Here is a 16695-nt window from a genome sequence, read left to right on the forward strand (position 1 = left end):
ATTTATGAAAAATATATGATTAATTAAGAAAATTATAAGATTGTTTTATACGCTTTCGCGAAAGCGAACTTGTGAGACCTGCCTGCCGGCAGGCAGGTTCACGACCAGAGGGAGAATGAAATGGTAAATCGAACTTGCGAGACCTGCCGGCAGGTTCACGACCAAAAGGAGAGCGAAGCGATAAAGTATATAAAGGAAATTATCCATCTAAACACGATGAAGAACAACTCCATAAATTTCTTACCTTCATACCCAATCAATACATCATAGCTACATGAAAACGAACTTCATTCTTCTACTTTTTGTTATAAGTACATTTGTTATGAGCTGCCAAAAAGAAACATCTCTTGACAAAAAAGGAAGAGTCAAAGTGACGATTCTATATCCTAATAGCGACGGAACAACTTTTGACATGGATTATTACTCAAACAAACACATGCCTATGGTTGCTGATCTTATGGGGGAAGCACTTAAAGGATTACGTATAGATACAGGTATTTCTGGACGTACACCGGATGACCCTATCCCCTATCTCGCTATTGGATATTTATATTTTGATTCTCTAGAAGCTTACCAAGAAGCATTTGCGCCAGTAGCCGAAAAAATCGTAACTGATATCCCAAACTATACTAATACCCGACCTATCATTCAAATTAGTGAGATTGTACAATGATGTAATGGGTTAATGGGTTAATGGGTTAATGGGTTAATGGAATATTAAAAAAAATAGAAAACTTCTTTACAATCTAAGCGATATGGGATAGCGTTTCTAATGTCAAAACCTCTTTAAAATTCGGATTCCAAAACTGATAAAAAAACAGCTATAAACTTTTCGCAAAAATTACGACAAAGAAGCAAATTATACTTTTTTGTAGTAATTTAGACAACTGTATATGATAATGCTATGCTCGTTATCATAAAACGTCCAAATACTCCATAAAACAAATTAAATAATACATAGTATCTGCCCTATGAAGGCAAAGCTTATGAAAAATACAAACATCATACAATACATCAAAAATGTATTAGACAATATGCCTACAGATTGGTTAAACCTAACAACCCATCGACTTGATATTTATAACGAAGCATTGGCAAAAACAGAGTTCTTAGATCAATTTGAAACCTTATACACTACTAATAATTCAGAGATAACTGCCCTTAGTGAATTGCCAACAGCATTTGACTATATCAGATTAGGACATCCATTATCATGTGTCTTAGAATGGGCACTTGCAAAAATGAATGACATACATCCAGAACATGTGATTAGTTTTTCTTCAAATACAACTCCTATACTAGCGGTTCTTAGAAAGAATTTATTAGATCATAAGAATACTCAGATTGTGCATACAGGTACCTTACCTGCTATTTTTGATGGTGACCTATTATCACGTGTATATGGTTATACATTTGATACTTTAAAAGTAGATAACCTAGAAGAAATTCCTGCTTATAATGGTAGTACCGTTTTTATATCAGAACAGGAAGCAATTTTTGATATTGGACGCATTTCAAATATTGATTTTTATGTGCATCTAAATGACCCGTTAGGAAGTGTGTTATTAGTAAATGGCGCACAAAACGAGTCTTATATTTCAGAAATTCAGCATGTACGAAGAAGAGAAACGATTGCCATGACACCAGCTAATTGTCTTGTTGCATTACAATCGCTTGCAAATCTACCAACTGATACTCCCAAAAATACCATTGCAACAGATAAAGCCAAGGTAATAGACACTATTGCTACTATCACAGGCGCAGCAACAAAAGCACTTGTTGGTTCTAGCGGATTATCCATTCAATATGCGATTATGATGGGATTAGTGCATGATGCTCTTGATAATCACAAGGGAAAGGCGATCAAATTTGTAGTGCCACCTAATTGCTATGGAGGTACCAATGACCAAGCAAGACGTGTTGCCGCTTGTATTGATACTGTTGAAGTTGTAGACTTACCAGTAGATGGCGATAATGATATGGTACAAAGCATTCATACCGTTTTAGATAAAATCGCACACGAAGATGCAATACCGTATATCATTGCTGAAATCCCTACAAACCCAAGAGTAGAAGTTCCTGATTTAATAAAATTAAAAGAAGCATTACAAAAAAAGCGAAAAACAGCGACTGGCGAAATAGCGGTTGATCCTGTTTTTATTTTAGATCAAACATTCTGTCCTAATGTGCTTTTCTTAGGAGAAGGAGAAATACTTTCGACTGTAAGAGCTATATCATATGCAAGCGGATCTAAATTTCCTAGTGGCGGAAAATGTACTGCTGGATATTGTGTAGGTAATAAAAAAGCCGCAACATTAATGAATAAGATAGAAACACATCTAATAGTATGTGATAACGAGGCTACAGCATTGCAATATGAACTCCTTGCTGAGCAATTACCTTCTATGAATCAACGAATTCAAGAGGCATATAAAAATACACGCGAATTTGTCACTTTTATTCAAGAGGTACTTCCTGAAGCAAAAATTAATTTTGTTTCTGAGGCATTAGCCGCACAAGGATTTACGCCTTCTGTATTTTCATTAGATCTTCCTACCAAAGGAACTACAGAAGAAGAAAGAGAAGCCTATAAAAGAGCCTTAAATCATACACTCATTAACTTAATGATCACAGAAATTCCAAATGAGAGCAAATACTGTGTGAGTTATGGACAGTTAAAAGGATGTTATTGGACCATTCCTGCAACTTCTACACAAGGAACGACCAAAGAAGGAGATAAAGATTATATTGCTCGTGTAGCGCTTTCAGGAAATATGGATCTGGCACTTCACAAAAAAGTGTTCTCCGATTTTGTTAAAGGTATGTAATATTGAACGCGCTATGTATAAATAGAGGTAACCTGTTGTGCATTTTGACCAAACAACCGTCATAGTATCCTATCAATCTTCATTATTTTCTTCAAATCCTAAAGGAAGTAATGAAGGTTTCTTCAATTCACCCTTCAGGTAGGGAAAAAAATCAAGAAATCTATTCAAAATGCACAACAGCTAGAGATGTTGTATTTTTATAAGTGATAATAATATACCGCATCATGAAAAAAATAAGTATGCTATTCATGTGTATGTTCTTAGCGATAGGAATGCATGCACAAAATATTAGGGGAGCTTGGGAAGTTTATACCACTACAGATAGTGATGAAAAGCTACACAGTGTTGTCATCTTTGCCGATGGATATCAAGTCATCACCACCTACAATGCTACCACAGGAGCATTTATAAGTTCCAATGGAGGTACTTGGTCATTAGTAGGAGATACCATGACCGAAATGGTAGAGTTTCATACAGACTATCCAGAAAGAGTAGGATCTAAAGTGCAATTTAAAGTAGCCATCACAGATAGCACCCTGCAAATAGTAGGTAACCCTACGAAGTTGACAAGAATAGACAATGGAACACCTGGTAAGCTTCAAGGGGCTTGGTTAATGTCTGGAAGAGTTCGTGATGGTAAAACCCAAACACGAGATACAAGCAGACCTAGAAAAACCATGAAGATACTCTCCGGAACTAGATTTCAATGGATTGCATATAATACCGCAACCAAAGAATTTAAAGGAACAGGTGGTGGCACCTACACTACTATAGGTGGCACCTACACAGAAAATATCGAATTTTTCTCAAAAGACGATTCTAAAGTGAATCGTAGTCTAGCATTTACCTATGAACTTATTGATGGTGCTTGGCATCACTCAGGAATTTCCAGTAAAGGAAATCCCATATACGAGATTTGGAGTGTGCGGGAATAGTATCGCTTCATTTTTAAATCTATGATAATGGTATGTTATTTTTTTGCTAAGTACGCTTTCGCGAAAGCGGAATTATGTACATTAGAGACATGAGTATGTATGATGAATAGATATTCTAAAAACAGTAAATTTTAAAACAAATAGCAATGAAACTTACAGAAGCACAAATAAAAGACCGTTTAGAAGATTTTCCAGATTGGGAATATGAAGACAATGCAATTCATACCAGTTTAGAGTTTGAAAATTTTAGAGAAGTCTTCTCTACGATGACTCGTATTGCGTTTGAAGCAGAGCGTTTACAGCATCATCCAGATTGGAGTAATGTATATAATGAGTTATCTATCACATTAACTACGCATGATCATGGCGGCGTGACTGAAAATGATTTTGAACTAGCTGCTGCTATTGAAGATATTCTCAATGCATAGGTGTTTTGAAAAGTCTTACTTTTTATTATTTTTACAGCCCTAACTAAAGTTTATATATGGGAAGAGCATTTGAATTTAGAAAAGCACGTAAAATGAAGCGCTGGAGCGCTATGTCTAAAGCGTTTACACGTATTGGAAAAGATATTGTAATTGCTGTAAAAGAAGGTGGACCAGATCCTGATAGTAACTCTAGATTACGTGCCGTTATTCAGAATGCCAAGGCTGTAAATATGCCTAAAGACAATGTAGAGCGTGCTATTAAACGTGCCTCAGATAAAAGTCAAGGCGATTATAAAGAAGTGGTTTTTGAAGGATATGCTCCACATGGTATCGCTATTCTTGTAGAAACAGCTACCGACAATAATACGCGTACCGTTGCCAATGTGCGTTCCTATTTTAATAAATGTGATGGAAGTTTAGGCACCTCGGGTTCTGTTGTCTTTATGTTTGATCATACGTGTAACTTCTGTATCAATGCAGAAGGTCAAGATGTAGAAGAAATTGAACTAGAGTTTATAGATTATGGTGCCGATGAAGTTTTTCAAGATGAAGATGGAATTCATATTTATGCCACTTTTGAAAGTTTTGGAGCTATTCAAGGAGCTTTAGAAGAACGCAACATAGAGATTATTTCTTCTGGATTTGATCGTATCCCGCAAGTAACCAAAAAACTAACACCAGAACAGGAAGCAGACGTCAATAAGTTATTAGATAAAATAGAAGAAGATGATGATGTACAGAATGTCTTCCATACTATGGAACCTTCTGAAGAAGAATAGAACATCCTTTTTACAAATGAATATGAAAGAGCTATCAATTTTGATAGCTCTTTTTTTGAATTTATTTTTCTTTGATTGGTAAGAGATATTCGGCGATTCTTTATAGTTGCCGAAATTCATGAATATAGTGTATTACTATTTGCACAAAAACACATAACCACCTAGTTTTAAGTAAATTATTTATTAATCTTAAAATTATTTTAATTATGAAAAGTTTAAAAAATTTAAAATCATTTGAAATTTCAACAGAAAAAGCTAAAGAAGTTAATGGTGCTACTTGCGAGCATCTAGAGCATTTTAATAACTGTGTCGCTACAGCTCTGGAAAATGAAAATGAATTTCTTATTGAAGTGTGCGCTGAAGTATTATGTTAAAATAATAACATAGAATTTTAAAAGATAAAAGGTTGCCTAGAAAGTATAGGCAACCTTTAATTTTTTAAAATATCATTCTTCCATCTGTATTATATTCATTGTTTGAAGTTGCTAAAATTCGTGAATCTTATACAGTACTATTTGTTATAAAAAAGATGAACAGCTAGTTTTGACATGACCATATACGCTTTATCTATAGCAAAAAAACATCATTTATCACAGATACTTGTTAAATTACAAATGTTCTATAGATTAAATAATTATAACATATACATTAGATATTTAAAACACCTATTTACTTTATGAGAAAATCTGTAGTATTCATCATTTTTTTAAGCCTATTTTTAAATCAAAACATCTTTTCTCAAAAGATTAATATAGAAGAAGATCAAGTAAGTATCGAATATGTAAAAGGAAGAGAAGCAAGTCTATTTAATCCTTCAAATGTATATACAAGATCAAAAGATGCAAAAACAATCGTAACTAGGGTTAAAATGAAAAACCTTAATAATAAGAAAGAGCTGTTTGATCCTAATAAATTTTCGTTAATTATTGAAAATGAAAAAGTAAGGCTTAGACCTGTAGATATTTTATTTAAGAACTTTACGGATTGGTGGCACTTTTCAAAAGTTTCAAAAACAAAACCTAGTGATAAAAAAAGTTATCATAAATACAATCCAGATATCAAGGACACATACCTAGATTATAATAAAGAAGGTATCAAAAATTTCGAACTCCCAATAAATCTAGGTACGCGAAAAAAACCTGAAGAACATATATTATACTTTGTACCTAAAAAACTAAGATCTAGAGGAATTAGAATGTACTTTATACTTCCTGAAAATATAAGCAATGGCACACTCTATTATGGAAACACAAAAATTAAAGAGCTTGAATTTTAAGTAAAAAAGAGGGTAAGATATTTCTAAACTAATAAGTAATGAAAATAATTTACAACTTGATAAGCAACCATTTATAACTTTATCAGTCTTATAAATAAACACTAAAACAACTATGAAAAAACTACTACTCTTTATTTTAATATGTACAACAGCAACTTCTTTTTCGCAGATAACTGTTGACGATAGCATGACACCACAACAACTTATAGAAGCAATCTTTTTAGATGGTTCGGTAGTGGAAGTAACAAATATACAATCACAATCTGGAAGTGATTTTGGAAATACAACTAGTATTGGATCATTTTCTAATGCAAACTCAGATTTTCCCTTTTCTGGAGTTGTTCTTACCACAGGTAATATCAATCAAGCACCAGGACCAAATCTAAACATACAATCTAATGGAGGTTGGTCAGGAGATATTGATCTTGAAATATTTACAGATACTTCAAATTCTAATGATGCTTCTTTCTTACAATTTGATTTTACTCCATATGTCAATCAATTAAATTTAAACTTCGTATTAGCTTCAGAAGAATATGATCAAAATTTTGAATGTACATTTGCAGATTCCTTTGCATTTATACTTACAGATCTTAATACTGGAATTGCTGAAAATATCGCGCTCATTCCAGGTACAGAAACACCTATTTCTGTCATAAATATTCACCCAGAAGTCCCTGGACTATGCCCCGCAGTCAATGAAACATTTTTTGATCGTTATAATTTTAGCCCCTTTAATGATCAAAATACTGCGGCTACAAACTTTAATGGGCAAACTGTAGAAATTATGGTCGCTACAGAACTCATTGTTGGACATGAATACACAATTAAATTAGTGATTGCCGATAATGCAGATACTATTTTTGACAGTGCTATCTTCTTAGCTAGTGAATCCTTTGGTTTTCAGTTAGACTTAGGAATGGATAGAATGGTAAGTAATGGAAATGCACCTTGTGGAAATAGCATAGAGACTTTAGGAATTCCAGAAGATGATACTGCAAGCTACCAATGGTTTGAATTTAATACTACTACCAGTACATATGATCCAATAAGTGGAGAGACTAATAGTTTACTTGATGTGACTACATCTGGTGACTATAGACTAGAAGTCACTGCTGCAAATAATAATGTACTTATGGATGAAGTCACTGTAGAGTTTGAAGGAGATTTTGGTCTAGGAACTCCCGAAGATCTTTTTATCGATGAGGGAGATCAAGATGGACTTGCTATTTTTGATCTTACTGTAAATATCCCTATGATTCTAAATGGGGAAGATCCTACAGATTTTACAATTAGCTATTATGAAACCCAACAAGATGCCGAAGCACAAGTGAATGCTATTGCTATGCCTAATGCTTATCAAAATATAGCTAATCCACAAACAATATATGTAAGAACTATGAACTCCACAACGGGTTGTAGAGCTATTTCAAACTTTATCATTGAAACAGATGCGCTCTCTCTAGATTCACCAGATAGTTCATTATTTTCAATATATCCAAACCCTACATCAGATATTGTAACAATTAACTTAAGATATCCTAATGAACTCGTTACAATTGCTATTATAGATATTCAAGGAAAAATACTACGAGAAGAAACGATACAAGCATCACAAAACATCAATCTACAAGAGTTATCAAAAGGGGTATATTTTATGCAAGCACGCACCTCAACAAGCATAACGACTGTAAGACTTATTAAAAAATAAATTATTCTAAATATTAATAATTACCACTAGGAATAGCATCTTTTTAAGATGCTATTCCTTTTTTGTAACCTTATAAATAAAAAATAGTCTAATGATATAGTAAAGCGTGAAAATCAATATGGCAAAGAAATACAGGAAACGTAAAATAGCAGGGATATGTTTAGTATTAATTAGTATCTCCGTACTATATATAACACATAACGTATTACCTTACGCCATCATATCTCGTCATAAACAACCATTAACAACGCTTCCTTCAGAGATAGGACTACATGCAGAAGAAGTTTCTTTTAAGATAAATAATAGCTTGCATTTAAAAGGGTATTGGATCACTCCTGAAAAAGGAGAACCCAAAAGTATTATGCTATTACTACATGGTATTGGAGGTGGGAAAGAACATTTCTATGAATTAGCAAAATCATTAGCAAATCAACAAGTTGCTTCTGTAGTGTATGATGCGCGAGGTCATGGAGAAAGCGATGGTCAATATATATCCTACGGATTTCATGAAAAACAAGATGTCTCTATTATTGTTAATGAAGTAAAAAAACGCTACCCAAATATCCCTATTGGAATTTGGGGAAACTCCATGGGAGGAGCAGTCGCACTACAAGCACTCTCCATAGAACCAAAATTAGATTTTGGAGTGATAGAAAGTACCTTTACAGATTTAAATACGATCGTATACGACTATCAAAAGCGCTATTCATTTGGCATTGGCCTAAAACCTATTTGTGAACATGCACTACAACGTGCTGGAGAAATAGGCAAATTTGACCCTTTACAAGTACGTCCCATAGATGCTGTAAAAAATATCAAGCAATCTATCTTCTTAGCACATGGAACTAGTGACCCAAACATTAATTTTAAATATGGGCAAGCACTTTTTGAAAATCTACAATCTAAAGACAAAACCTTTTATCCAGTAGAAGGTGCTAATCACTACAATTTATTTGATGTAGGTGGTGATGCATACACAAATGCTATTATGACGTTTATAGAACGCCAATAGCAACCTATTATACTTTTACAATACGCTCTAAAAATGTTTCATTTTGTTCTGAATCTATATAAATAAGTGGTTCTGCAAACACTGTAGGCATCAGTTCTGGGTACTTTTTTCTTATTTTTTTATTTATAGTATCAAAAAGTAATGCTTTAGATATCCCCTTAATCACAAATTTCTTTGAGCCTTCTAACTCATGCTGTTCATTGAGTTCATATAATTTCTTCTCTCCTATAGTCGCTTGCGCAATAAGCTTTCTATCAAGTAAATAAATAGCAATTTCTCTTGCTTGCTCAGCACTATGAGACACTACATTTAATAACATCATAACACATCCTCTTTAATGAATTGGTATCAAAATTAAATACAAAAGGTAGTTACACACGTTAAAAGCGAGTTAAACTATTTATTATTGATAGTAATACTATTACTTTTGAAATCAATTATATTAAACCATGCATCGATTACTTCAAAATCTAAAAATTAGCGTACACGAAAAGTTATACGTAAAAGATCCTGAATCTTCAGATTTAGGAAAACGCATTGTTGAAAATAGTATTATCCTTATAGAACAATTAGGTTTTGAAGAATTTACCTTTAAAAAATTAGGTATTCATATTGGGTCTAATGAGAGCTCTATCTATCGCTATTTTGAAAACAAACATAAACTATTACTATACTTAACAAGTTGGTATTGGGGATGGATGGAATATCGCTTAGTATTCTCTACAGCAGCACTCAATGATCCTCAACAAAAATTACAGAGAGCATTAGAAGTTGTAACGCAAGTAATTCAAGAAGATTCTAATTTTTCTCATATTAACGAAGTAGTTCTTAGTAAGATTATCATTAGCGAATACTCAAAATCATACCTTACGAAAGAAGTAGATGCCGAAAATAAAGAGGGGTATTTTTTAATCTATAAGCGTTTGGTGACACGCTTACGCGAAATCATTCATGATGTCAACCCTTCGTACCCATACCCTGCTAGTTTGGCAAGTACGGTCTTAGAAGGCACACTACATCAACACTTTTTAAAGGAGCACTTTACCTCGATCACAGATTGTGGTGATACCATATCTCCAACAGATTATTTTACACATTTAGTACACAATACATTAAATTTAAAATAACATGGCTAAAACTGTTCTTACAGCTACCCAACGTCTTACAGGTTTATTACAATTAGATAGAAAAGACATTAAACAAATTATTTTTTATGCCATTTTTGCAGGACTAGTGAGTTTATCTCTTCCCCTAGGAATACAAGCCATTATTAATTTACTTCAAGGAGCTCAACTCAGTACTTCTTGGGTCATATTGGTTATCCTAGTAACCGTAGGAACCATATTTGTAGGTGCTTTACAACTTATGCAAATGCGTATACTTGAAAATGTACAACAAAAACTATTTGCACGTTCCTCATTTGAGTTTGCCTATAGATTTCCAAAAATTAAGATGAGTGAATTGAGTGACTTTTATCCTCCAGAATTAGCAAATCGTTTTTTTGATACATTAACCATACAAAAAAGTTTACCAAAAATCTTAATTGATTTTCCAGCAGCAATTTTACAAATCACATTTGGACTATTATTATTATCCTTTTATCACCCATTCTTTATTATTTATGGAGTGTTACTTATCTTTTTAGTCTATCTAGTTTTTAAATTCACTGCTCAAAAAGGATTAGATACAAGTCTTGATGAGTCAAAACAAAAGTATAAAGTAGCCCATTGGATTCAAGAAGTAGCTAGAACTATTACAAGTTTTAAACTCTCTGGCCAGACCTCTTTAGCTCTTGAAAAAAATGACAAACTTGTTTTAGAATATTTAAGAGCACGTGAAGGTCACTTTAAAATTTTAGTACTTCAATTCATGCAAATGATTGGTTTTAAAGTCCTCGTTACTGCTGGGCTCTTACTTATAGGAGGAATTCTAGTACTGAACCAACAGATGAATATTGGTCAGTTTGTAGCTGCCGAAATTATTATTCTTTTAGTGATTAGCTCTGTCGAAAAATTGATTACAGGTTTAGAGTCTGTATATGATGTATTGACTTCACTTGAAAAAATAGGACAAGTCGTAGATAAAGAGCTAGAACCTCAAGAAGGAGATCTTCCTTTAGATGAAGATACTGAGCTTATTGTTGAGCTGAAAGATGTGAGCTATAAACATATTTTAAAAGATGTTTCTCTAACACTTCAACCTGGACAAAGCTACATAGTACAAGGTCCCCAAGGTTCCGGAAAGACAACCTTATTACGACTTATTGCAGGTATTTTTGAGCCTAGTACTGGTGATATATTTATAAATGATAGATCCTTAAAAAGTATTCACCTTAATCATTATAGATCGTATATCGGACAGTCCTTAAATGAAGAATCTCCTTTTGAAGGAACACTAAGGGAAAATATCACTTTTGGAGACTACTCGATTTCAGAAAAGCAAATTCAATGGGCATTAGAAAAAACAGGACTCATGAATTTTGTAAAAAGTTTAGATAATGGATTACAAACCATTATCTATCCAGAAGGAAGACAAATTCCATATACCATTGCAAAGAAAATCGTATTAGCCCGTAGTATTATTCGCAAGCCTAAACTACTCATTTTAAAAGACCCTTTAGATCATTTTAGCGAAACTGAAGCTGAAAAATTAATTCAATTCTTAGCAGGAAAAGAACACCCTTGGACACTTTTAGTTGTAAGTCAAAATCCTAAATGGAAACAATTTTGTCACAATCACATTATTGTAGAAAAAGGATCTATCATCAAAAAATAAGAACCATGCTTAATATTGCAGAAAACAAATTAAATAAGACAGTAGACCTTAACGAATATAAGGCTATATCTAAGGTGATGCATAAAAAACATTTTAAGCATTTCAATAGATTTTTACTTACCTTTTCTATCATAGGTTTTATTATATTATTCCTTCCCTGGACTCAGAATATTACAGGAAAAGGATACCTCACCACTTTACGTCCTGAACAACGAGCTACCACAGTACAATCACCTATTCCCGGTCGTATTGAAAAATGGTATGTCCAAGAAGGAGATTATGTAAAGAAAGGAGATACGATTATGCACATCTCTGAAATAAAAAATGAGTATTTCGATCCTAATTTAATTACTAGAACAGAACAGCAAATTAATGCAAAAACAAATTCTGTTTCAGCGTATCAAGGTAAAGTAAATGCACTCGATAATCAGATAGCGGCATTACAAAATGAGCGTGTACTCAAACTAGAACAGGCACGTAATAAATTATTACAAGCAAATCTTAAAGTACAAAGTGACAGTATAGATCTGGAAGCTGCAAAAACAAATCTAACGATAGCAGAACGTCAGTATGAGCGTACAGAGCAATTGCAAGTTGAAGGTCTTAAAGCTACAAAAGATGTAGAAGACAAACGCCTAAAATTACAAGAGACGCAAGCAAAATTAATCTCTCAGAAAAACAAATTGCTTACAAGTAAAAACAATGTGATCAATGCTCAAGTAGAAATCACGCGTGTTCAAGCTGCATATACGGATAAAATTTCTAAAGCACAGAGTGATAAATTTACAGCCTCATCTAGTGGATTTGATGCAGAAGCACAGGTAACTAAACTTGAGAATTCCTTATCAAACTATCAAATTCGAAATAGTTTATACTATGTACGTGCGCCACAAAGTGGTTTTATAAATAAAGCCATTAAAGCTGGGGTTGGCGAAACATTTAAAGAAGGTGACAAGCTTATTAACATCATGCCTGATAATGCAGATCTTGCTGTAGAAATGTTTATCAATCCGATAGATTTACCATTAGCTCACAAAGGAAGCAATGTACGTATTCAGTTTGATGGATGGCCAGCTATTATCTTTAGTGGATGGCCTAATGTATCTACGGGGACATACGCAGGTAAAATTGTAGCTGTAGAAACATTCATTAGCGACAATGGAAAATACAGATTACTCATTGCCCCAGATCCAAATGAAGAACCATGGCCTAGTGCATTACGCGCAGGTTCTGGAGCGCGTTCTATTGCTTTACTAGAGGATGTTCCTATCTGGTTTGAACTTTGGAGACAGCTTAATGGATTCCCACCTAATTATTATCAAGCAGATTCAGCAACTAAAAAGACCGCATCAAAATGATGAAAACAGTGTTGTATACATTCGTGTTTCTTTTAGGGTCCGCTTTCGCAAACCTGTCTGCCGCTAGTGCTCAAAATATAGCACGACAGGCAGGAGCGCAAACACCCCCACTCCAAAAGGTTAAAAAAATATTAAGCTTTGAAGAGTATATAGGATATGTGAAGCAGTTTCATCCTATCGTAAAACAAGCAGAATTAGTCCTAACCGAAGGACAAGCAAAAGTCTTGAAAGCACGTGGTGGTTTTGATCCAAAGTTGGAAGCAGATTATAGCCGTAAGGATTTTAAAGATCTTGAATATTATGATATTCTGGACGCAAAACTTAAAATACCTACCTGGTATGGTATTGAGTTAAAAGCTGGATTTGAACGTAATGAAGGGGTTTTTCTAAATCCTGAACGAAACGTTCCAGAAGAAGGACTTTTTGCTGCAGGAATCTCTATAGATATCGCACAAGGATTATGGATTAATGAACGTATGGCAACTTTACGTAAAGCCAAATTCTTTAGACAACAAACACAAGCAGATCGTGATATATTGGTGAATCAAATTATTTATGATGCCTCTTTAGCCTATTTTAATTGGCTACAAGCTTATCAAGACGCTATTACTTTTGAACAATTTGTCAGTAATGCGCAATTACGATATGAAGGCATACAGAAAGGAGTAGAAGTAGGAGAAAATGCAGCTATAGATGCTACCGAAGCATTAATATCATTACAAAACAGACAGTTGAGTTTAGAACAGGCACAAGTCACTTTATTTAACGCTGGCATGCGTCTGTCTAATTTCTTATGGTTAAATAGTAATACCCCATTAGAACTAGAAGATAATGTGATTCCTAATTTGGAGATCACAAATGAAATAGATATTTCATTACAAATTGCTGGACAATCGCTAGAAACATTTACAGTTGCAAATCACCCAAAACTACAATCTCTTAACTTAAAATTAGAAGGATTGCAGGTAGATCGTACGCTAAAAGCAAACAAATTATTACCTAAATTAAAACTAGAATATAACTTCCTTACCGAAACTCCTGACATAGGAAATAGTTTCTTGGCAAGTCAGTATAAAGGAGGAGTTAACTTTAGTTTTCCTTTATTTTTAAGAAAAGAACGTGGAGATTTAAAACTTTCAAAGCTTAAAATACGAGATGCAGAGTTAGACCTTATTGCTACCGAAACAAATATACAGAATAGTGTAAAAGCGATCTATCAAGAGCTAGATTCATACACAAGACAAAATACACTCATTGCAGATATTGTTACCAACTACCAAGTATTACTAACTGGAGAGGAACGTAAATTTGAATTAGGAGAGAGCTCTATTTTCTTAGTGAATTCTCGTGAACGAAGCTTGATTGATGCGTATTTGAAAAGAAATAAAACACAAAACGGTTTCTTAAAAGCAAAAGCAAAACTCTTTAAAAGTATAGGAGTGCGTCCAGTACTGTAATCATTTTGTAAAACTTAGAACCTAACACATGCCTATAAATAGTTAACTGTTTGTAATTTTCGCTTTCGCGAAAATAAATCATGATCGCTTCGTTACAAGAATCAGGAGTTAGGACAACTTACAATTAATTATTATGCCGTATTCCGATGCTTATTTATCGTTATTATAGAAAAGAATTTTTCAATGTTAATTAGTATAAAAGTACACCTTAAAAAGTATCAATTACTAATTGAAGACTACCACCTAACTTATACACGTTTTGCAATACGATCTTTTGCGAGTTGTAAAATCGTGTGAAACTGATCTTCGATATTGGTTTCTGTATTATCGATTTCTATAGCATCTGCTGCTTTCACCAATGGAGAATCTTTACGAGTGGTATCTATCGTATCGCGTTCTACAACATTACTTAATACAGATTCATAAGTAATTGTATCGCCACGTTCTAGGAGTTCGTTATAACGTCTTTTGGCGCGCTCTTCAGCACTAGCCGTCATAAATATTTTAAGTTCGGCATTAGGAAAAACAACAGTACCTATGTCACGTCCATCCATAACAATTCCCTTTTCCTCTCCCATACGTTGTTGTTGTTCCACTAATTTTGCGCGTACTTCAGAGACCGTTGCCACAGGGCTTACAAAAGAAGAAACTTCCAGTGTTCTGATGAGACTTTCTACGTTCTCACCATTCAGACATACCTCTGCTTTTCCGGTTGAAACGTTTTTTACGAAAGTGATAGTAATAGCATCTAGTTTTTTTATCAGCTGTTCTTTATCAAAAAAACCATCACTTATCAATCCTTTACGCATAGCAAATAAAGTCACCGCACGATACATTGCACCCGTATCTACATAGATATACTCAAGCCAATCGGCTAGTTGTTTGGCAACCGTACTTTTTCCTGTGGATGAATATCCGTCTATGGCTATAGTAATTTTCACGAAAGTGCAATTAAGACTGCGAAAGTAAAAATTAGAAATGGAGGGATAAAATATTATGGTGTTTTTATTAAATATCTGGAAAGCATGAAATGGTGCCTTTATATATTACCGCAAATCAATATTCAATCCAAACAAACTACTAGAAGCGGCACTATTAAAACGTGCATACGCATAGTTAAAGCGTATTTTATTGATCTTAATCCCTATACCCGCACTAATTCCTGCAAAGCTTCGCTGGTCGATAATACGTAGTTCTTCACTTCGCCTAAAGTTATATCCCAATCGAATATTGAAACCACTGCGTGGAAACAATTCAACTCCTACAATGGTATGACGAATCACATTGTCTAGGATACCTATTTCTTCTCCCGTTGTATTTCCATCCAAATCTGTAATACCTCTTGCTTCGTTTTCAAAAGCAATATTCCATAATTGAAGATTCTCAAACGTCAAATGCCATCGAATAGGAACATTAGGTACAATCTGAGAAATTCCAGCATCAATTTCTAATGGTAATTTTTCAAAAGTATCTACATAGGGAGTAATTTGCGTTCCTAGATTACGAACAACCGCTGCAATATTTAGATCCCATTTTTCATAATTATAAATAAATCCAAGATCTGTAGCGACACCTACAGAGGTAAATTGTTCTAATTTGGAAGTAATAAATTTTACATTGGCGCCTACATGAAAATCTGTACGTGGAATATTAACAGCATATCCAAAGGATAACGCTGCTTCTCCTCCACCAAAATCTCCTGTTGGATTTCCGTTTTCATCTCTCCCATCAAAAGTACCGTAGTTAATATAGGTAATCCCTGCATGTATTACTTGTGTACGCCTATCCCATAAATATGCATAACTCGCTGTACCATAATTGATATCAGCTAAGAAGTTGACATAGTTTACTGACAACTGATTATCCATTCTGTAATTGATGGAAGCTGGATTATACAATGCAGAGTCAGGATCATAGTCATAGTTGGTGATAATCTTCCCTCCTAATGCTGCTTGCCTTGGTGAAGTAGCTAAGTTTAGAAATTGATAAGTCGCACGACCTCCTAACTGTGCATGACAAAGGGTAGAGATTAAAAATAGTAAGAAAAATAAATATTTCTGCATGCAATTTATCTAGCCTCTATAGACTATATCTTTTTTTTAGGATACGAAATGTACTATTTCAAAACGCATACAA

16 protein-coding genes are annotated in these 16695 nt (G+C 33.9%); 13 read left to right on the forward strand and 3 right to left on the reverse strand.

Annotated features, from left to right (window positions below):
- Nucleotides 1–322 precede the first annotated feature (322 nt).
- The 9 genes from Q1A01_RS17865 (at nt 323) to Q1A01_RS17905 (ending at nt 8969) form a co-directional block, all read left to right on the forward strand.
- Nucleotides 323–673: an EthD family reductase gene (locus Q1A01_RS17865; protein WP_299683660.1), complete on the forward strand. Its 351-nt coding sequence runs from the start codon at nt 323–325 to the stop codon at nt 671–673.
- A gap of 313 nt (nt 674–986) precedes the next feature.
- A complete protein-coding gene (locus tag Q1A01_RS17870) occupies nt 987–2828 on the forward strand; it encodes a PLP-dependent transferase (RefSeq protein WP_299683661.1) in 1842 nt (613 codons plus the stop codon).
- A gap of 224 nt (nt 2829–3052) precedes the next feature.
- Nucleotides 3053–3763 carry a membrane or secreted protein gene (locus Q1A01_RS17875; protein WP_299683662.1) on the forward strand — a complete coding sequence of 237 codons (711 nt, stop codon included), beginning with the start codon at nt 3053–3055 and terminating at the stop codon, nt 3761–3763.
- Between the two features lie 146 nt (nt 3764–3909).
- The gene (locus Q1A01_RS17880; protein ID WP_089371487.1) at nt 3910–4191 is read left to right on the forward strand and encodes a 4a-hydroxytetrahydrobiopterin dehydratase; all 282 of its coding nucleotides are present in this window, start codon (nt 3910–3912) and stop codon (nt 4189–4191) included.
- 56 nt (nt 4192–4247) lie between these two features.
- Complete coding sequence (locus tag Q1A01_RS17885; RefSeq protein WP_299683663.1) at nt 4248–4970, forward strand: YebC/PmpR family DNA-binding transcriptional regulator; 723 nt, start codon at nt 4248–4250, stop codon at nt 4968–4970.
- Nucleotides 4971–5176: 206 nt separating this feature from the next.
- The gene (locus tag Q1A01_RS17890; RefSeq protein WP_299683664.1) at nt 5177–5344 is read left to right on the forward strand and encodes a hypothetical protein; all 168 of its coding nucleotides are present in this window, start codon (nt 5177–5179) and stop codon (nt 5342–5344) included.
- Nucleotides 5345–5646: 302 nt separating this feature from the next.
- Nucleotides 5647–6246: a hypothetical protein gene (locus Q1A01_RS17895; protein WP_299683665.1), complete on the forward strand. Its 600-nt coding sequence runs from the start codon at nt 5647–5649 to the stop codon at nt 6244–6246.
- A 112-nt stretch (nt 6247–6358) separates the two neighbouring features.
- Nucleotides 6359–7957, forward strand: a complete 1599-nt coding sequence (locus Q1A01_RS17900) for a choice-of-anchor L domain-containing protein (protein ID WP_299683666.1) — start codon at nt 6359–6361, stop codon at nt 7955–7957.
- A 118-nt stretch (nt 7958–8075) separates the two neighbouring features.
- A complete protein-coding gene (locus tag Q1A01_RS17905) occupies nt 8076–8969 on the forward strand; it encodes an alpha/beta fold hydrolase (protein ID WP_299683667.1) in 894 nt (297 codons plus the stop codon).
- 7 nt (nt 8970–8976) lie between these two features.
- Here Q1A01_RS17905 and Q1A01_RS17910 read toward each other — a convergent pair whose 3' ends face one another.
- Nucleotides 8977–9291: a hypothetical protein gene (locus tag Q1A01_RS17910; protein WP_299683668.1), complete on the reverse strand. Its 315-nt coding sequence runs from the start codon at nt 9289–9291 to the stop codon at nt 8977–8979.
- A gap of 127 nt (nt 9292–9418) precedes the next feature.
- On the opposite strand from Q1A01_RS17910, the gene Q1A01_RS17915 reads away from it, so the two are divergent.
- The 4 genes from Q1A01_RS17915 to Q1A01_RS17930 are packed head-to-tail and all read left to right on the forward strand — an operon-like array spanning nt 9419 to nt 14559.
- Nucleotides 9419–10096, forward strand: a complete 678-nt coding sequence (locus Q1A01_RS17915) for a TetR/AcrR family transcriptional regulator (protein ID WP_299683669.1) — start codon at nt 9419–9421, stop codon at nt 10094–10096.
- Nucleotide 10097: 1 nt separating this feature from the next.
- Nucleotides 10098–11744: an ATP-binding cassette domain-containing protein gene (locus tag Q1A01_RS17920; RefSeq protein ID WP_299683670.1), complete on the forward strand. Its 1647-nt coding sequence runs from the start codon at nt 10098–10100 to the stop codon at nt 11742–11744.
- 5 nt (nt 11745–11749) lie between these two features.
- On the forward strand, nt 11750–13102 hold the full coding sequence (locus tag Q1A01_RS17925; RefSeq protein WP_299683671.1) for an HlyD family efflux transporter periplasmic adaptor subunit: 1353 nt from the start codon (nt 11750–11752) through the stop codon (nt 13100–13102).
- Nucleotides 13099–14559: a TolC family protein gene (locus Q1A01_RS17930; RefSeq protein ID WP_299683672.1), complete on the forward strand. Its 1461-nt coding sequence runs from the start codon at nt 13099–13101 to the stop codon at nt 14557–14559. Before Q1A01_RS17925 ends, Q1A01_RS17930 begins: the two co-directional genes overlap by 4 nt.
- Before the next feature lie 248 nt (nt 14560–14807).
- On the opposite strand, the gene cmk is transcribed toward Q1A01_RS17930, so the two are convergent.
- Nucleotides 14808–15500 (reverse strand): (d)CMP kinase, encoded by a 693-nt coding sequence (gene cmk, locus Q1A01_RS17935; RefSeq protein ID WP_299683673.1) that lies wholly within the window; start codon nt 15498–15500, stop codon nt 14808–14810.
- A 105-nt stretch (nt 15501–15605) separates the two neighbouring features.
- Complete coding sequence (porQ, locus tag Q1A01_RS17940) at nt 15606–16622, reverse strand: type IX secretion system protein PorQ (protein ID WP_299683674.1); 1017 nt, start codon at nt 16620–16622, stop codon at nt 15606–15608.
- Nucleotides 16623–16695: the final 73 nt, after the last annotated feature.

It is taken from the genome of uncultured Dokdonia sp., assembly GCF_947492815.1.
GTDB lineage: Bacteria > Bacteroidota > Bacteroidia > Flavobacteriales > Flavobacteriaceae > Dokdonia.